This is a genomic window from Micrococcus sp. APC 4021, from assembly GCF_030407635.1.
Taxonomy (GTDB): Bacteria; Actinomycetota; Actinomycetes; order Actinomycetales; family Micrococcaceae; genus Micrococcus; species Micrococcus luteus.
Genome location: NZ_JASDCZ010000043.1, coordinates 1 through 16,932, shown reverse-complemented (window position 1 = coordinate 16,932; position 16,932 = coordinate 1). Strand labels below are relative to the sequence as shown.

Annotated in this window: 14 protein-coding genes and 1 pseudogene; 6 read left to right on the top strand and 9 right to left on the bottom strand. The window is 72.6% G+C overall.

The window, feature by feature from the left end; translation table 11 throughout:
• Positions 1–829, bottom strand: a pseudogene (locus QL983_RS05670) (hypothetical protein); the annotation flags it as partial.
• Positions 830–834: 5 nt separating this feature from the next.
• The gene (locus QL983_RS05665; protein ID WP_161788103.1) at positions 835–1,581 is read right to left on the bottom strand and encodes a DedA family protein; all 747 of its coding nucleotides are present in this window, start codon (positions 1,579–1,581) and stop codon (positions 835–837) included.
• Positions 1,582–1,781: 200 nt separating this feature from the next.
• Between QL983_RS05665 and QL983_RS05660 the strand changes: the two genes are divergently transcribed.
• Positions 1,782–2,375, top strand: a complete 594-nt coding sequence (locus tag QL983_RS05660; protein WP_020626481.1) for a hypothetical protein — start codon at positions 1,782–1,784, stop codon at positions 2,373–2,375.
• A 99-nt stretch (positions 2,376–2,474) separates the two neighbouring features.
• Here the strand turns inward: QL983_RS05660 and QL983_RS05655 are convergent, their stop codons facing one another.
• From QL983_RS05655 to QL983_RS05645, 3 genes are read right to left on the bottom strand one after another with little or no spacing between them, the layout of a single operon-like run.
• A complete protein-coding gene (locus QL983_RS05655; protein ID WP_036314233.1) occupies positions 2,475–3,278 on the bottom strand; it encodes an amino acid ABC transporter ATP-binding protein in 804 nt (267 codons plus the stop codon).
• Between the two features lies 1 nt (position 3,279).
• On the bottom strand, positions 3,280–4,110 hold the full coding sequence (locus QL983_RS05650) for an amino acid ABC transporter permease (RefSeq protein ID WP_020626482.1): 831 nt from the start codon (positions 4,108–4,110) through the stop codon (positions 3,280–3,282).
• Complete coding sequence (locus tag QL983_RS05645) at positions 4,107–4,928, bottom strand: ABC transporter substrate-binding protein (protein ID WP_122054602.1); 822 nt, start codon at positions 4,926–4,928, stop codon at positions 4,107–4,109. The genes QL983_RS05650 and QL983_RS05645 overlap by 4 nt, the downstream gene beginning before the upstream one ends.
• 313 nt (positions 4,929–5,241) lie before the next feature.
• Here QL983_RS05645 and QL983_RS05640 point away from each other — a divergent pair, with 313 nt between their 5' ends.
• Entirely contained in the window at positions 5,242–5,943 is a 702-nt protein-coding gene (locus QL983_RS05640) for a hypothetical protein (RefSeq protein ID WP_238692753.1), read from the top strand.
• A 4-nt stretch (positions 5,944–5,947) separates the two neighbouring features.
• On the opposite strand, the gene QL983_RS05635 is transcribed toward QL983_RS05640, so the two are convergent.
• On the bottom strand, positions 5,948–7,129 hold the full coding sequence (locus tag QL983_RS05635; RefSeq protein WP_069941133.1) for a YihY/virulence factor BrkB family protein: 1,182 nt from the start codon (positions 7,127–7,129) through the stop codon (positions 5,948–5,950).
• Positions 7,130–7,278: 149 nt separating this feature from the next.
• On the opposite strand from QL983_RS05635, the gene clpB reads away from it, so the two are divergent.
• Positions 7,279–9,873, top strand: a complete 2,595-nt coding sequence (gene clpB / locus QL983_RS05630; protein ID WP_095347364.1) for an ATP-dependent chaperone ClpB — start codon at positions 7,279–7,281, stop codon at positions 9,871–9,873.
• Positions 9,874–10,000: 127 nt separating this feature from the next.
• Here the strand turns inward: clpB and QL983_RS05625 are convergent, their stop codons facing one another.
• Positions 10,001–11,419, bottom strand: a complete 1,419-nt coding sequence (locus tag QL983_RS05625; protein WP_233437081.1) for a M20/M25/M40 family metallo-hydrolase — start codon at positions 11,417–11,419, stop codon at positions 10,001–10,003.
• Positions 11,420–11,713: 294 nt separating this feature from the next.
• On the opposite strand from QL983_RS05625, the gene QL983_RS05620 reads away from it, so the two are divergent.
• From QL983_RS05620 to QL983_RS05610, 3 genes are all read left to right on the top strand, one after another.
• The gene (locus tag QL983_RS05620) at positions 11,714–11,920 is read left to right on the top strand and encodes a DUF3073 domain-containing protein (protein WP_036314242.1); all 207 of its coding nucleotides are present in this window, start codon (positions 11,714–11,716) and stop codon (positions 11,918–11,920) included.
• Positions 11,917–12,861, top strand: coding sequence for a Sir2 family NAD-dependent protein deacetylase (locus QL983_RS05615; protein WP_069941136.1), 945 nt, complete (start codon positions 11,917–11,919; stop codon positions 12,859–12,861). The genes QL983_RS05620 and QL983_RS05615 overlap by 4 nt, the downstream gene beginning before the upstream one ends.
• A 198-nt stretch (positions 12,862–13,059) precedes the next feature.
• The gene (locus tag QL983_RS05610) at positions 13,060–14,049 is read left to right on the top strand and encodes a hypothetical protein (RefSeq protein ID WP_036314245.1); all 990 of its coding nucleotides are present in this window, start codon (positions 13,060–13,062) and stop codon (positions 14,047–14,049) included.
• A gap of 99 nt (positions 14,050–14,148) precedes the next feature.
• On the opposite strand, the gene purM is transcribed toward QL983_RS05610, so the two are convergent.
• Together purM and purF are read right to left on the bottom strand one after the other, a co-directional pair.
• Positions 14,149–15,306, bottom strand: coding sequence for a phosphoribosylformylglycinamidine cyclo-ligase (purM, locus tag QL983_RS05605; RefSeq protein WP_230297320.1), 1,158 nt, complete (start codon positions 15,304–15,306; stop codon positions 14,149–14,151).
• The gene (gene purF, locus QL983_RS05600) at positions 15,303–16,916 is read right to left on the bottom strand and encodes an amidophosphoribosyltransferase (RefSeq protein ID WP_095347359.1); all 1,614 of its coding nucleotides are present in this window, start codon (positions 16,914–16,916) and stop codon (positions 15,303–15,305) included. Before purF ends, purM begins: the two co-directional genes overlap by 4 nt.
• Positions 16,917–16,932: the final 16 nt, after the last annotated feature.

Sequence of the window (16,932 nt, the reverse complement as noted above, 5' to 3'; positions counted from 1 at the left end):
GCAGACGCAGGTCGGCGGGGGCGGAGGCGGCGTCCGCGGCGACGTGGCCCAGGTCGGACAGCCAGGCGGTCGCCGTGTCCCGAGGGATCCGCACCGTCAGCACGCCCGCGGCGGCCGGCGCCATGGATGCCTGGTCCGCCTCGAGCATCAGGCTGCCGTCCGGCAGGAAGACCACCGCGTCCCAGACGCGACGGTTCTCCACCTGCTCCGGGGCGTCGACCGCCGAGTCCAGGCGCGAGCCGATCACGTCCGGGTCGTTGGCCATGCGCTGGCGCACCTCGGCGCGGAACGCGTCCCAGCCGTCGGGGGTGAAGAGATCGGCGGTCTCGAGCACGCGGTCCTCGCGGGCCGAGTACCAGATCACGTGCGAGGTGGACACGGAGTCCGTGCCGCGCCGCTCCGTGGCGAGCAGGCGGGCCGCGGCGATGTCCTCGGCCACGACGGCGAGCTGCGGCTGGATCTCCAGACGCGGGTCCGCGCTCGGGTCGGTGTCCCGGCGGTACTGGTCGATCTGGGCGCGCACGGCCCCGGCCATGGCCTCCGTCCAGGCCGGCGCCCCGGGCACCTGCAGCCACGCCCCGTGGTGGTCCGGGTCCTCGCCCTCGAGCACGGCGATGCTCGCCTCCGGCACCCTCTCGAGGTCGTGCGAGGGGACCTCGACCGTGAACGGGGCCATGTCCATGGACGGCAGGGCGGAGGCCGCCGTCGTGGCGGGCGCAGGCTCGGGCTGCGGCTCGGTGCGAGCACAGGCGCTCAGCGCCACCAGGGCGACGGCGGCCAGGCCGAGGGCCGCGCGGCCACGGCGGGGGGAGGGCAGGACGGGGTGCATGCGATTCACTTCCGGTGGTCGGAGGACTCCAGGATGGCCTCGACGCGGGCGGCCATCTCATCCGCGGTCGGCGGGCGCCAGTCCGGGTCGTTCCGGCGGCGGGCGTCACGGCGCAGGCGCAGGACCACCCAGATCGCGAGGAAGGCCAGGATCAGGACCAGGACGATGTTGGAGAAGACGTCCGCGTACTCGGAGACGACGTGGAACCGCTCCCCGAGCGCGTAGCCGCCGTAGACGAAGATCGCGTTCCAGATCAGGGAGCCCAGCGCCGTGAACAGGGTGAACTTCGCGAGGTTCATCCGCTCGATGCCCGCGGGGATGGAGATCAGGGAGCGGAACACGGGGACCATGCGGCCCAGGAACACGGTCCAGTAGCCGTATCGGATGAACCAGCGCTCGGTCTTGGCCACGTCCTCCATGTCCACCAGCGGCATGCGGTCCGCGAGGCGGTACATGCGGTGGCGGCCGAGCCACGCGCCGAGGCCGTAGAGGGCCAGCGCTCCGACGATCGAGCCGACCGTCGCCCAGACCAGCGCGGCATGCGGGCTGAAGGCGCCGCCGGCCGCGGTGAAGCCTGCCAGGGGCAGGATCACCTCGGACGGGATGGGCGGGAAGATGTTCTCCGCGAAGACGGCCAGGCCGACGCCGATCGGGCCGACCGCCTCCATGATGTCCACGACGATGTTGCCGAGCCAGCCGTAGTCGGTGGGCGCGGCGGCGGCCACGGTCAGGGGTGCGATGAGGGGGAGCATGCGCCCCATTGTCCATCATCGACCGCCTCCGCGACGTGGTGGAGGCGCCGACGTCGTCCGCTCTGCGCGCACAGCCGCGCCTCCGGGCGGGCGGGAGCGGGCTGCCGTTGGTACTGTCGGAGGTGCAGACCGCTCACCGACCGTTCGCGCCACACCCCACTCCACGTGCGTGCCGCGGGCCCTACTGGAAGGAAGACTCCATGAGCATCGTCCAGATTCCGCTGCGCCTGGCCTCCGGCGCGTTCATCCTGAACTCCGGCCTGAACAAGCGCGGCATCTCCGCGGAGCAGGCCCAGGGCCTGCGCGACATGAGCGCCCGCGGCCTGCCCGCGCTGGCCAACCTGTCACCGGAGCAGTTCAAGAAGTTCCTCGTGACCACCGAGATCGGCGTGGGCTCGGCCCTGCTGGCCCCGTTCGTCCCGGGCTGGCTCGCCGGCTCCGCCCTGACCGCGTTCTCCGGCGGCCTGTTCTCCATGTACCTGAACACCCCGGAGATGACCGAGGCGGACGGCGTGCGCCCGTCCCAGGAGGGCACCGCCGTCGCCAAGGACATCTTCCTGGTCGGCTCCGGCCTGGCCATCGCCGCCGACTCCGTGGCCAACCGCCCCGGCAAGCGCCGCAAGGCCGCCAAGAAGCGCGCCGCCCGCATCGAGGGCGCCCGCGACGCCAAGGTGCAGGCCATCCGCGACGCCCAGGACGAGAAGGTCGCCGCGATCCACGCCGCCCGTGAGGAGCAGGTCGCCGCGCTGCGCGAGGCCCGTGACGAGCTGAAGAAGCTGCGCAAGAAGGCCTGACGCCCCCGCCGCATGCCTGAGGGGCCCCGCCCGGACCACGGTCCAGGCGGGGCCCCTCACGCATGCGCCCGCCCACCGGGGCACGGCGGGCGGGCAGGCTCAGAGATCGATCTCGGTGGGGTGCAGCACGCGGCGCAGGAAGTCCTGGGTGCGCGGCTGCTGGGGATCGGAGATCACCGCGGCGGCCGGGCCGGCCTCCACCACGACGCCGCCGTCCATGAACACGACCCGGTCGGCCACCTCGCGGGCGAAGCCCATCTCATGGGTGACCACGAGCATGGTCATGCCGTCGCGGGCCAGCTGACGCATGATCGCCAGGACGTCGCCGACGGTCTCGGGGTCGAGGGCCGAGGTGGGCTCGTCGAAGAGCATCAGCTGCGGGTCCATGGCCAGCGCACGGGCGATCGCCACGCGCTGCTGCTGACCGCCGGAGAGCTGGTCCGGGTAGCGGTCCTCGAGCTCGGCCAGGCCCACGCGGGCCAGCTGCCGACGGGCGACGTCCACCGCCTCGGCCTTGCCCCGCTTGAGCACCTTGAGCTGGGCCACGGTGCAGTTCTCCAGCACGGACAGGTGCGGGAACAGGTTGAACTGCTGGAACACCATGCCCACGTGCCGGCGCAGCACGTCCAGGTCCACGTCCTCGTCCGTGACCGTGAACTCACCGACCGTGACGACGCCCGAGTCGGGCTTCTCCAGCAGGTTCACGCAGCGCAGGAGGGTGGACTTGCCCGAGCCGGACGGGCCGATCAGGCACACGACCTCGCCGGGGGCGACGTCGAGGTCGATGCCGCGCAGCACGTGGTTGGCGCCGAAGGACTTGTTGAGGCCGGCCACGTGCACGCCGGCGGCGTCCGCGGCGGCCACCGCGCCGAAGGATCCGGTGATGGGGTTCTGCTGGGCCATCTCAGTGCCCCTTCTTGGTCGAACGGGCCTCGAACCGGCGGGCCAACAGGGACAGCGGCACGGTGATCACGAGGTAGAACAGGCCGGCCACAAGGATCGGCGTCATGCCGGCGTCGAGGGCGGAGATGCCGTCGCGACCGAACTTGGTGAGCTCGTACTCGTGCGCGGCCAGGCCGAGCACGTAGACCAGCGAGGAGTCCTTGGTCAGGAGGATGACCTCATTGGTGAGCGGCGGCAGCACGATGCGGAACGCCTGGGGGATCACGATGGTGACCATGGCCCGCCACGTCGGCATGCCGAGGGACCGGGCCGCCTCCATCTGGCCGCGGGGCACCGCCTGCAGGCCGGCACGCAGGGTCTCGGCGATGTACGCGGCCGAGACCATGCCCAGGGCCACCATCACGACGACGGGGATCGGCCAGGACACCCCGAACGCGAAGGGCACCCCGTAGCCGAAGGCGAGGAACACCAGCAGCGCGGGGACGCCGCGGAAGAACTCCACGTAGGCGGTGGCCAGCCACCGGTACGGGCCGAACGAGCTCAGGCGCATGAGCGCGAGCACGATGCCGCCCAGCAGGCCGACGACGAACGAGGTGACCGTGTAGAACAGCGTGTTGCCCAGCCCCACGAGGATCACGTTGGGGAACATCGGGGCCACGGCGGGGAAGTTCAGGACGTTCTCGGCGAGCGCGCCCCAGTCGATGAGGACGGCCAGGACGACGAGGGCGAGGACGAAGACGGCCGCCTGGATGATCAGGGACAGCCGACGACGGCGGCGCGCGCGGCCGGGCTTCATGGCCGGTGCCGGCGAGACGGGGGCCTGCGTGCTCATCGGTAGTCCTCCTGTGCCTGACCGAACCAGCGCTCCTGGAGCTCGGCCACGGTGCCGTCGTTGCGCAGCTCCTGCAGCGCGCGGTTCACGGCGGAGCCGAGCTGCGCCTTCTGCGGGCCGACCGCCATGCCGAGCTGCTCGCCCGTGGGCAGCGACTCGACCACCTCGAAGCGATCGTCGTCCTTGAGGGAGTAGAGCAACACGGACTGGTTGCCCAGGGCGGCGTCCACGGTGCCGGCCTGCAGGGCCTGGACCTGCATGCCGCCGTCCTCGAACTGCACGGGGCTCAGGCCGTTCTGCTGGGCGTATTCGTCGCCGGTGGTCGCGGCCTGCACGCCGATCCGGCGGCCCTTCGCGGAGTCGACGTCGGTGATGCCGGAGCCCTTCTTCGCGACCAGGACGAGGTCGTCGTCGAGGTAGGGGAGGGTGAAGGCCATGACGCGCTGACGGGCCTCGGTGATGGAGATCGACGAGGCGTTCACGTCGCAGCCGGTGAGCGAGGCACCCGACTCGATGGCCTCGAAGGAGGAGTCGATCACGTTCACCCCGAGGCCCAGCTTCTCCGCCACCGCCTCGACCAGCTGGATGTCGTAGCCGGTCAGCTCACCCTTCTCCTCGAACTCGAAGGGCGGGTAGGGGATGTCGGAGCAGACCGTCAGGACGCCGGGCTGGACGAGGCCGTACGAGGTGCTCAGGTCGTCATCGGACACGATGCCGGCGGATCCGGCGTCGCCGCCGAGGACGGCGCAGCCGGTGAGCAGCGCCGCCGACGCGGTGAGCCCCACGGCGCCGAGGAGGCGGGAGTGGATGCGGGTCATGGAGTGCCTTCTGTGCCGCCGTCGGGAGGACGGGCGTGCGGGTCGGAGGGAGCCGGCAGAGTGACGTGTTCCGCCGTGATTGGTGGTCATCGTAGTGCGTCGGGCCCGTCGCGGGCGCCGGGAGACGACTCGTCGCCGCGGAGCGAGCCGATCGACCGGTGGCCCTGCCGCGGCCCGCCCCAGCAGACGAAGGCTGGCCTCGCGCTGTGGGGATTGCCAGGCTGGTCACATCGTCGTCACCCGGTCTGAGAGGTCTCTCATCCTCCGCACCGCCGCCCCCGCCCGCCCCGTCGCCACCCTGTCCCTGCTCGCGGTGGGCGCCCTCGCGCTCGTCGGCTGTGCCGGGGGCGGCGGCGAGGCCTCGTCCTCCGCGTCGGCCGACGCGTCCGAGTCCGCCACGACGGGGGCCGGCTCGGACCTCACGGACGAGCAGGAGGAGCGTGTGGAGGCGCTCGAGGACGTCCTGCTCACGCCCCAGACCGCGCCCGACGGCGTGTTCACGGACATGGAGACCCAGGCCGGCGGCGGGGGTGAGCCGATCAGCACGAGTCTGAGCCTGACGGGCGTCACCCCCACGGGCGCCTGCGCGGACCTCATCGAGCAGATCAACACGCAGCAGGCGCCCGGGCTCGGCGGTGCGCTGGCCCAGTACGAGGTGGACCCGGCCGCGGTCACCGGCCTGGCCGGTTCCCAGGCCGGGGCGTTCGGCATGGTCGCGGTCACCGAGGACGGCACCGATCTGCTGGAGCCCTTCGGCGAGCTGGCCGACACGTGCGGCACGTTCGGCGACCCGGACGGCGTCGAGGCGGCCTTCACGACGGTGCCCGGCGTGCCGGACGCGGTCCACATCTCCCTGGGGAACTCGGGCATGGACACGGCCTTGTTCACCATGACCGTCGGTGGCGTCACGGACGGGGACGAGCTCGTGTACCTCGGCATGGTGGGCCTCGACGAGGAGATCGCGGCCGAGACGCTGCGTGCCCAGGTCGAGGCGTTCGAGAAGCGGGAGCGCTGACCTCTCAGTCGTCGGGCCGCGGCGTCGGCTCGAGGCGGGCGCCGTCGTCGGACACCGGGTCCGCGTGGAACGGGCTGCCCGAGCTGACGTCCTCCGGGCCTCGCCCTCCCGACTCGACCGCGAGGAGGCGCCCCTCCTCGGAGAGCAGGGGTGTGGCCTCGATCGTGAGGCTCTCGCCGGCGCGCACGGCCTCGGCCACGAGCCGGGCCAGGCGGCGGATGCGGGCCTCGTACCGTTCGAAGTCCTCGAGCACCGCGGTGTGCCGCGTCGCCAGCTGGATCTCGACGGAGGCGTCGATGCCGACGGCCAGCTGGCGGGCACGCAGCACCTCCGCGTCGAAGGCGGCCCCGGCCAACAGCACGATGCACGCCACCCACGCGAGGGCGAGCACGCCGATCGCGGAGTTGATCCGCCCGACCACGGCGAACTGGCCGAACCGGTCCGTGATCCAGCCCAGGGCCACGGTGGCGCCGAAGAGCAGGACCACCACGGCCACGGCGCCGAGCGAGAGCGGGCGGTAGCGGGGCTGCCGGACGTTGGGCCCCAGGCGGTAGGCGAGGGTCACGATGAGGGCGATCACCACGAGGATGACCGGCCACTTCACCACGTTCCACGTCTGGACCGTCTCCTCCGGCAGGCCGACGGCCTGGCCGAGGCGCTGGGAGAGGTCCCCGCCGACGACCACCAGGATCGTGATCAGCACGGCGCCGAGCATGAGGGCGAGCGTCTCGACGAAGACCACGAGGCGGAAGTGGAGGAAGGGCCGGCCCTCGCGGGTGTCGTGGATGCGGTGCATGGCCCGGTGGAACGCGCCGACGGCGCCCGAGGCGGACACCACGGTGCCGACGGCCCCCAGGACGACAGCGCCGGTGCCGGGCCCGGCCGAGCCGAGGGTCAGGATCCACTCGCGGACGACGTCGGGCGTCAGCGACGGCCAGATCTCGGCGGCCAGGTGCGCCGCGGCGTCCACGGTCTCCTCCTCGACGCCCAGCAGCGAGACCACGGAGAGCAGGGCGACGACGGTGGGCAGCAGGGACAGCGCCCCGAAGAAGGTCATGGCGGCGGCCACATCCCAGACCTGCAGCTCGAAGAGCCGGTGCAGGGTGCGGCGCAGGACGTACAGCAGGGACACCCGCGGTCGGGTGTACGTGCGGAGGCGCCGGGGCGCCGCTGTGGAGCCGGCCATGGCACCAACGTACCGGCGCGCGGGGGAATAGCCCTGGCACGAGGGGAGTTGAGCTACATAGACTCAACTTCGTCTGCGGCGGGAACGGCCCGCCGTCGACGGTTGTCCGACACCCCCGGGACACGGGGGAGAGAAGGAGCGAGGCGCACATGGATGCCAAGTTCACCACCAAGAGCCAGGAGGCGCTCTCGGCCGCGGCCATGAACGCCTCCACCGCCGGCAACCCCCAGATCGAGCCGGCCCACCTGCTGAAGGCCCTGATGGACCAGCGGGAGTCCGTCGCCGTGGCCGTCCTCAAGGCCGCCGGGGCCGACCCCGACGCCGTCTCCACGGCGGCCTCCTCGGCCATCCGGCGCCTGCCCTCCACCCAGGGCAGCACGGTGGCCCAGGCGCAGCTCTCGCGCGCCGCCCTGCAGGTCGTGCAGAACGCGCGCACCCAGGCCGAGCAGCGCTCGGACCAGTTCGTCTCCACCGAGCACCTGCTGCTCGGCGTGGCCGCGGATCCGGGCGAGGCCGGTGAGGCACTGCGCTCGAACGGGGCGAGCCTCGAGGCGCTCGCCGCCGCCCTCACCCAGGTGCGCGGCGACTCCCGCGTCACCACCCAGGACCCGGAGACCACCTTCCAGTCCCTGGAGAAGTACGGCACGGACCTCACCGAGCTCGCCCGCTCCGGCAAGCTCGACCCGGTGATCGGCCGCGACGCCGAGATCCGCCGCGTGGTGCAGGTGCTCTCGCGCCGCACCAAGAACAACCCCGTGCTCATCGGCGAGCCCGGCGTCGGCAAGACCGCCGTCGTCGAGGGCCTGGCCCAGCGGATGGTGGCCGGGGACGTCCCCGAGTCCCTGCGCGGCAAGACGCTGATCAGCCTGGACCTGGGCGCCATGGTCGCCGGCGCCAAGTACCGCGGCGAGTTCGAGGAGCGCCTGAAGGCCGTCCTCGAGGAGATCAAGGCCGCCGAGGGGCAGGTCGTCACGTTCATCGACGAGATCCACACCGTCGTGGGTGCGGGCGCGTCCGAGGGCGCCATGGACGCCGGCAACATGCTCAAGCCCATGCTGGCCCGCGGCGAGCTGCGCCTGATCGGCGCGACCACCTTGGACGAGTACCGCGAGAACATCGAGAAGGACCCCGCCCTGGAGCGCCGCTTCCAGCAGGTCTTCGTGGGCGAGCCCAGCGTGGACGACACGATCGCCATCCTGCGCGGGCTCAAGGAGCGCTACGAGGCCCACCACAAGGTGGCCATCGCCGACTCCGCGCTCGTGGCCGCGGCCACGCTGTCCCACCGGTACATCACCGGCCGCCAGCTGCCCGACAAGGCCATCGACCTCGTGGACGAGGCCGCCTCACGCCTGCGCATGGAGATCGACTCCGCCCCGGAGGAGATCGACGTCCTGCGCCGCCAGGTGGACCGCCTGACCATGGAGGAGCTCGCCCTCGAAGGCGAGACGGACCCGGCATCCGTCGAGCGGCTCGAGGCCCTGCGCGCCGAGAAGGCGGACCGCGAGGAGGAGCTCACCGCCCTCACCGCCCGCTGGGACGCGGAGAAGGCAACCCTCAACGAGGCCGGTGACCTGCGCGCCAAGGTGGACGAGCTGCGCTCGCTGGCCGAGAAGGCCCAGCGCGACGGCGACCTCGCCGAGGCCTCCCGCCTGCTGTACGGCGAGATCCCCGCGCTGGAGAAGCAGCTCGAGGAGGCGGACCGCGCCGCCCGCGAGGCCGACCGCTCGAGCACCGAGCCGATGGTCTCCGAGGAGGTCACGGCGGACGACATCGCCGAAGTGGTCTCCGCGTGGACCGGCATCCCCGCGGGCCGCATGCTCACCGCCGAGTCCGAGAAGCTGCTCACCATGGAGGAGCACCTCGGCGAGCGGCTGATCGGGCAGCGGGACGCCGTCGTCGCCGTCGCGGACGCGGTGCGCCGCTCGCGGGCCGGCATCGCGGACCCGAATCGGCCCACCGGCTCGTTCCTGTTCCTGGGCCCCACGGGCGTGGGCAAGACCGAGCTCGCCAAGGCGCTCGCGGAGTTCCTCTTCGACGACGAGCGCGCCATGGTGCGGATCGACATGTCCGAGTACGCGGAGAAGCACTCCGTCTCCCGCCTGGTCGGCGCCCCTCCGGGCTACGTCGGCTACGACGAGGGCGGCCAGCTCACGGAGGCCGTGCGGCGTCGCCCGTACTCGGTGGTGCTGCTGGACGAGGTGGAGAAGGCCCATCCCGAGGTCTTCGACATCCTGCTCCAGGTGCTCGACGACGGCCGCCTCACCGACGGCCAGGGCCGCACCGTGGACTTCCGCAACGTGATCCTGATCCTGACCTCGAACCTGGGCTCGCAGTTCCTCGTGGACCCGACCCTGGACGAGGCCGCCAAGCGCGAGTCCGTGATGTCCGTGGTGCGCGGGGCGTTCAAGCCCGAGTTCCTCAACCGCCTGGACGAGATCGTGCTGTTCGACGCGCTCACCGTGGCCGAGTTGACGCGGATCGTGGACCTGCAGGTCGAGTCCCTGCAGGCGCGCCTGACGGACCGCCGCCTCACCCTTGAGGTGTCCGACGCCGCCAAGGCGTGGCTCGCTGAGACTGGGTTCGATCCGGCCTACGGCGCCCGGCCCCTGCGCCGCCTGGTGCAGCGCGAGATCGGTGACCGTCTGGCCCGCGGCATCCTCGCCGGGGAGATCGCGGACGGGGACACCGTGGTCGTGGACCGCGTCGAGGGCGAGAACGGCCTCACCGTGACCCGGAAGGGCTGACGCCGGGACCGACGGACCGTGTTCCTCCTCCCTCTGGCGCGTCGGGGGCGGTTTCGGGTGGCATCCGGCCTGGATACCACCCGAAACCGCCCCCGACGGCATCTGCGAGACGGGCGGACGCCTCGGGTCAGCGGGTGCCGAGGGCGTCGGCGTCCTGCTGGAGGGTGCCGATCAGGTTCGCCACCGCGCGGGCCGTGTGGGTCAGCGTGGTGATGGAGACGTTGTCGATGTCGTCCTGGGGCGTGTGGTAGTTGTCGTCGCGGATCGAGAGCAGGCCCGTCGAGGCGATGCCCGCGTCCACGAACGGCGCGTAGTCCGAGCGGCCGTTGCTGCCCTCGGGCTGGTGCGTGTGGCCGTCGCGGTCGAGCTGCGCGCCGAGCAGGGACTCAGCACCGATCGACCAGTCGGCCGTGAGCACGCCGAGCGTGTTCTGGTGGTCCAGCGAGGCCACCATGTCCAGGTTGGTGTAGAGGATGATGTCCTCACGCTCCGCGGCGGTCAGGGTGTCCACGTAGTGGTGCGAGCCCAGCAGGCCGATCTCCTCGGCGCCCCACAGGGCGAAGCGGACCTTGCTCTCGGCCTTGTTGGCCTTGGCGGCCTGGCGCGCGACCTCGAGGGTCGCCGCGACGCCCGAGGCGTTGTCGTGGATGCCCGGGCCCTCCGGCACGCCGTCCAGGTGGGCGCCGAGCATCACGACGTCGTCGTCGCTGCCCGTGCGCGTCTCCGCCAGCACGTTCCAGGTGGGCCGCTGCTCCACAAGCTGCTCGAGGTCCAGGGTGACGGTGGCGCCGCCGGCGCGGGTCTGGGCCAGCAGATCGGCGCCCAGCTCGCGGGTCACGCCCACGGTCCCGACGACGTCGCCCGGCGCGGCGCCCAGGGTGCCGTTCAGCGCGCCCTCGGCGTTGTTGTAGATGATGACGGCCTCGGCACCGGAGGCGGCCGCGACCTGGGACTTCTGGGCGAAGGTGCAGTCGCCCCGGGAGACCAGGGCGACGCTGCCGGTCAGGTCCGCGTCGGCCCAGTCCGCGTCGGCGCAGCCGGTGGCGGCGCCGGCGGGGGCGGCGAGCGGGGCGTCGGCGACCTGCGCTGACGGCGAGGACGTGAAGACGGTGTGCTCGAGGTCGCGCTGGACGGGTCCGGTTTGCTGAAGCCGGTCCCGCAGGGTCTCGGTGTAGGTGATCTCGAACTCCTGGAGCTCGACGTCGTAGCCGGCCTCCTCGAGCTCGCCCACGGCGTAGTCGAGCGAGGCCTGGAAGCCCGGCGTGCCCGCGGCGCGGTTGCCGTGCTCGTCCGCGATGGCCGCGAACGCCTCGATGTCCTGGCGGAGGTGGTCCGAGGAGATGGATCGGACCAGCTTCTCCGGTGAGTTCGGGTTGCCGCCGGCACGGTTCTGGCCGGGGCCCAGGCCCCGGTCGGCGGTCTGCGCGGTGGCTGCGGTGGCCTTCGCCGGGGCGGCCGGGGAGGACGGGGCGGCGATCGAGACGGGGGCGGCGGCGAGCGTGGCGGCCAGGGTGGCGGCGGCCAGCAGGGTGGGGGTGCGGCGCATGGGCATCCTCATCGTCGGGGCGGATGTGACGTACGCAACCTAGCCGCTCGTCCAGCGTCCGTACAGGGTGCGTGTCACGCCCGTCCAGCCGGATGCCGCGCGTGTCGCGGCCGCCCGCGCCGCACCCGGCGCCACTGCACGCCCCGCCGGACCGGGCCGGTCGTCGTCGTCCACAGGCCGTCCGGCGGGTCATGTATCCTTGTCCGCACGAACCATATTGACCAGTGAAGACCTCGGCGGGCCCCTGTGCGCCACAGATCCGAGGCGGCGAGAGATGCGAAGGGGGTCACGCTCATGGGGCGCGGCCGTCAGAAGGCGAAGGCCACGAAGCAGGCACGGGAGATGAAGTACTTCTCTCCCGGAACAGACCTCTCGGCACTGGAGCGAGAGCTCACGGGCGGACGCACGCGCGGCCCGGAGCAGGACCAGGAGCCCGAGTACGAGGATCCGTACGCGGACCTCTACGCGGAGGACGAGGACGACGACGCGCGGGCGCGATGACGCCCGCACGGCATCCGGCCCTGGACGGGCATCAGGCCGCCCTGCGGTCGATCGCCAGGGTGGTGGATGAGACAGCACCGCTGCAGGACCCCGAGACGGCGTCTCGGGGTCTGCTGCGTCTGATGGAGGAGTCCCGCCCGCTCGTGATCACCGGGGCCGGCGTGTCCACGGACTCCGGCATCCCGGACTACCGGGGGCCGAACGGGTCCCTGCACCGCCACCGGCCGATGACGTACCAGGAGTTCCGGGACGACCCGGCCGCCCGCCACCGCTACTGGGCGCGCTCGTTCGTGGGCTGGCGCCGCATGGACCAGGCCCGGCCGAACGAGGCGCACCGCATCCTCGCGCGCTGGGCGGCCGAGGGGCGGATCGCCGGCATCCTGACCCAGAACGTGGACGGGCTGCACGCCGAGGCCGGACGCGCGGCGGGCATGCCGGAGGACCGGCTGATCGAGCTCCACGGCGACCTGGCGCGCGTGGCCTGCCTGAACTGCGGGGCCACCGAGTCCCGCCGTGACCTGGACCTGCGGCTCGAGGCCGCCAATCCGGGCTACCTCGAGCGCGTGGCGATCGACCCGGACGCCGTGAACCCCGACGGCGACGTCTCCCTCGACCAGCACTGGGTGGAGGAGTTCACGATGGTCGGTTGCCGGGTCTGCGGCTCCGTGAAGCTCAAGCCGGACGTCGTGTACTTCGGTGAGTCCGTGCCCGCGGCGCGGCGCGCGGCCGCGGAGGCGATGGCCGACGACGGCGGCACGGTGCTCGCCGTCGGCACCTCGCTGGCCGTGATGAGCGGCTACCGGTTCGTGCTGCGGGCCGAGCGGGCCGGGCATGAGACGGGGCTGATCAACCTCGGCCCCACCCGCGCCGACGCCAAGGCCCGCTGGCGCTGGCGCGCCCCGGTCGCCGACGCGCTGGCCTGGCTCGACGCCCGCCTCTGACCCCCACCCACGTTTTCGTTCGGGAAACGGCGGACGCCGGGGCGTTTTCGTGCGGGAAACGGCGGGCGCCGGGGGTGTGGACACCGGGTGGCCCGGGGCCACGCACGACTCCTGCACAGGTGGCGCCGCCGGCGTCGTCGTCCACGGTGGGTGCTCCTGAGCGGGCGGGATAGGCCGGGTTGAGCCATCGTCACGGGCATGGACACGTCTTCCCTGCCCCTGCCGGACATCGTCGAGACCGGCCGGCCGTTCACCCGTGGCGACCTGCGCGCGGCCGGGGTCTCGGAGCGACTGGTCCGCGGCGGTGACGTGCGGCGCGTGACGCATGGGGTCCATCGGCTCCGGACTGACCACCTCGGCTCGTGGGCGGATCTCGGCTACGCCGAGGCGCCCGCTCCCTTCGCGCCGGAGGAGACGGCCGCGATCGTGGAGGCGAGCGGGGGAGTGGCCTCCCACCTCACGGCGCTGCTCCTGCACCGCGTGCCGCTGCCGCCGTTCCTGGCGGAGGACGGCACGGTGCACGTGTCCCGGCCGCACCCGCGCGGGGCGAGCGTCCGACCGGAGATCACCTCGCATGCCCGCCTCGTCCCGGCCGCGGACGTCACAGCCCTCCACGGGATCCGCCTGACGAGCCTGGAGCGATCCTGGGCGGATCTGGCCGCGCTGCTTCGTCCAGGCATGCTCGAGCCCGTCGTGGCGGCCGGGGACGCCCTCATCCATCGGCCGTGGTCGCCGGAGGGGCGTCGCTCACCACGGACCACGACGGCGGCCCTGCGGTCCGCGCTCCTGCGTGCCGGACGGTTCAAGGGAGTGCGCACCGCCCGTGCCGCACTCGAGCTGGTGCGGGTGGGCGCGGATTCCCCGCAGGAGACAGCCCTGCGACTGGCCCTGCTCCACGCCGGCCTGCCCGAGCCGGAGCTCCAGCTGGTGCTGCACCCGGGCCGGGCCCGGTCACCGGACGCGGATCTGGGGTGGCGGCAGTGGCGCTTGGTGGTCCACTACGACGGCGGTCACCACCTCGATCCTGCACAGCTCGCGGTGGACTCGTGGCGAGACGAGGGATGGGCGCGCGCGGGCTGGACGCAGATCTGGGCCACGGTGGACGACGCGCGGGACGACTTCCGGCGCGTCGTCGCCGAGGTGCAGACGCACCGGGCCCGGCTCGGCGGGCGGATCTTCGCGTCGTGAACCGCCGTTTCCCGAACGAAAACGCCCCGGAGGCCGCCGTTTCCCGAACGAAAACGCTCCGGAGGCCGCCGTTTCCCGAACGAAAACGCCCCCGGGGGGTCAGGCGGCGTACTGGCCGCGCATCAGCACGGCGCCGCCGTCGACGCCCTTGGCGCCATGCACGAAGTCCAGGCCCGCGGCCGCCGCGTCGTCGGTGAGGGCGCCGATGGTGCCCATCTCCCACGCGTCGATGCCGGCGTCCACGAGCACGGAGATCGACTTCGCGGCCACCTCCGGGTCCACCACGGCCACCATGCCCACGCCGAGGTTGAGGGTGCGCTCGAGGTCGGACTGCGGAACGCGGCCGAGCTCGCCCACCAGGCGGAACACGGGCGGCAGGGACCAGGTGTCGCGCTCGACGGTCGCCATGAGGCCCTGCGGGAGCACGCGTGCCAGGTTCGCGGCCAGGCCGCCGCCGGTCACGTGGCTGAACGCGCGCACCGGCAGGTCCGAGCCGCCGTCGTGGCCGTTGAGGCGCTGCACCAGGTCGAGGCAGGCGCGGGAGTAGATGCGGGTCGGCACGAGCAGCTCCTCGCCGAGGGTGCAGCCGAGCTCGGTGACCTCGCGGTCCAGGGACCAGCCCGCGGCGTTCACCACGCGGCGCACGAGCGAGTAGCCGTTCGAGTGGATGCCGGAGGAGGCCATGCCGATCACGACGTCGCCGGACTGCACCCGCTCCGCGCCCAGGACCATGTCCGCCTCGACCACGCCGGTGGCCGCGCCCGCCACGTCGTACTCGTCTGCGGCCAGCAGGCCCGGGTGCTCGGCGGTCTCGCCGCCCACGAGCGCGGTGTCGGCCAGGCGGCAGCCCTCGGCCACGCCGCGCACGATGTCCGCGATGCGCTCGGGCACGACCTTGCCGCACGCGATGTAGTCGGTCATGAACAGGGGCTGGGCGCCGACCACCACGATGTCGTCCACGACCATGCCCACGAGGTCCTGGCCGATGGTGTCGTGCTTGTCCATCGCCTGTGCGATCGCCACCTTGGTGCCGACGCCGTCCGTGGACGTGGTCAGCAGCGGCTTGCGGTACTGCAGCAGCGCGGAGGCGTCCCACATGCCGGCGAAGCCGCCGATGCCGCCCATGACCTCGGGGGTGTGGGTGGCCTTCACGGCGTCCTTCATCAGCTCGACGGCGCGGTCGCCGGCCTCCACGTCGACGCCGGCCGAGGCGTAGGTGATCGGGGCGGCGGAGGAGGGGGTCTGGTTCGGGGTCACAGCGGGGTCCTGTCCGTCTCGGTGAGCAGCTTCTCGTCGTCGGCGTCCGGGCCGGGCTCGCAGCCCGTGGCGGTCACGGTGGTGGTCTCGCCGTCCACGTCCAGCACCACGGTGGACGCGGGCGACACGGCGACCGGCTCCAGCAGGCCCTTGCCGCGCTCGCCCTCGTCGGCCAGCGGGATCGGGTAGTCACCGGTGAAGCAGGCGGTGCACAGGCGCTCGCGCGGCTGCCCGGTGGCCTCGATCATGCCCTCCTCGCTGATGTAGGCCAGCGAGTCGGCGCCGATGGATGCGGCGATCTGGTCCACCGCGGCTCCGTTGGCGATGAGCTCGGCGCGGGTGGCGAAGTCGATGCCGTAGAAGCAGGGCCACTTCACGGGAGGGGAGGAGATCTTCACGTGCACTTCGGCAGCGCCGGCCTCCTTGAGCATCCGCACGACGGCGCGCTGGGTGTTGCCGCGCACGATCGAGTCGTCCACCACCACGACGCGCTTGCCGGCCACCACGGTGGACTGGACGTTGAGCTTGAGGCGGATGCCGAGCTGGCGCAGCGTCTGGGACGGCTGGATGAAGGTGCGGCCCACGTACGCGTTCTTCACGAAGCCCTGGCGGAACGGCAGGCCCGAGGCGTCCGCGTAGCCCACGGCGGCGGGCGTGCCGGACTCGGGCACGGGGATCACGACGTCGGCCTCGACCGGCTGCTCGAGCGCGAGGCGGCGGCCCATCTCCACGCGGGACTCGTACACAGAGCGCCCGGCGATCGTGGCGTCCGGCCGGGCGAGGTACACGTACTCGAACACGCAGCCGGCCGGCTTGGACTCGGCGAAGCGGGTGGAGCGGATGCCCTCCTCGTCGATCGCGATCATCTCTCCGGGCTCGACCTCCCGGATGAACGAGGCGCCGACGGTGGCGAGGGCCGACTGCTCGGAGGCCACCACCCAGCCGCGCTCGAGGCGGCCGAGCACGAGCGGGCGCACGCCCTGCGGGTCGCGGGCGGCGTAGAGGGTGCGCTCGTCCATGAACACGAAGCAGTAGGCGCCGCGGATCTTCGGCAGCAGCTCGAGGGCGGTCTCCTCGAGGCGGTCCCCGGGGGCGCCGTGGAGCAGGGCCGTGACCAGGGCGGTGTCCGTGGTGTTGCCCTGCTTCATCTCACCGTGGGTGTGGCGGCCGTCCGCGGCGTGCACCATGCGCAGCAGCTCGGCGGAGTTCACGAGGTTGCCGTTGTGCGCCAGGGCGACCGTGCCGTCGTCGGCGGTGGCGCCCAAGGTGGGCTGGGCGTTGGCCCACTTGTTCACGCCGGTGGTGGAGTAGCGGCAGTGGCCGACGGCGATGTGGCCGCTCAGCGCGGTGAGCGTGGCCTCGTCGAACACCTGGGAGACCAGGCCGATGTCCTTGTAGACGGCGATGCGCCCGCCGTCCGAGACGGCGATGCCCGCGGACTCCTGGCCGCGGTGCTGGAGCGCGTACAGGCCGTAGTAGGCCAGCTTCGCGACCTCCTCGCCCGGCGCCCACACGCCGAACACGCCGCATTCGTCCTGCGGCCCCTGGTCCTGGGGGTCGAGGGCAGCGGTCAGGCGGCCGTCGCCTCGTCGGGTGCGCGGTGCGATCACTGCTCGGGGGTCCTTT

What these genes read in the sequence shown, in the direction of transcription:
- QL983_RS05665 (WP_161788103.1), bottom strand. Translation starts at nt 1,581, where the DNA reads ATGCTCCCCCTCATCGCACCCCTGACCGTGGCCGCCGCCGCGCCCACC.
- QL983_RS05660 (WP_020626481.1), top strand. Translation starts at nt 1,782, where the DNA reads ATGAGCATCGTCCAGATTCCGCTGCGCCTGGCCTCCGGCGCGTTCATC.
- QL983_RS05655 (WP_036314233.1), bottom strand. Translation starts at nt 3,278, where the DNA reads ATGGCCCAGCAGAACCCCATCACCGGATCCTTCGGCGCGGTGGCCGCC.
- QL983_RS05650 (WP_020626482.1), bottom strand. Translation starts at nt 4,110, where the DNA reads ATGAGCACGCAGGCCCCCGTCTCGCCGGCACCGGCCATGAAGCCCGGC.
- QL983_RS05645 (WP_122054602.1), bottom strand. Translation starts at nt 4,928, where the DNA reads ATGACCCGCATCCACTCCCGCCTCCTCGGCGCCGTGGGGCTCACCGCG.
- QL983_RS05635 (WP_069941133.1), bottom strand. Translation starts at nt 7,129, where the DNA reads ATGGCCGGCTCCACAGCGGCGCCCCGGCGCCTCCGCACGTACACCCGA.
- clpB (WP_095347364.1), top strand. Translation starts at nt 7,279, where the DNA reads ATGGATGCCAAGTTCACCACCAAGAGCCAGGAGGCGCTCTCGGCCGCG.
- QL983_RS05625 (WP_233437081.1), bottom strand. Translation starts at nt 11,419, where the DNA reads ATGCGCCGCACCCCCACCCTGCTGGCCGCCGCCACCCTGGCCGCCACG.
- QL983_RS05620 (WP_036314242.1), top strand. Translation starts at nt 11,714, where the DNA reads ATGGGGCGCGGCCGTCAGAAGGCGAAGGCCACGAAGCAGGCACGGGAG.
- QL983_RS05615 (WP_069941136.1), top strand. Translation starts at nt 11,917, where the DNA reads ATGACGCCCGCACGGCATCCGGCCCTGGACGGGCATCAGGCCGCCCTG.
- QL983_RS05610 (WP_036314245.1), top strand. Translation starts at nt 13,060, where the DNA reads ATGGACACGTCTTCCCTGCCCCTGCCGGACATCGTCGAGACCGGCCGG.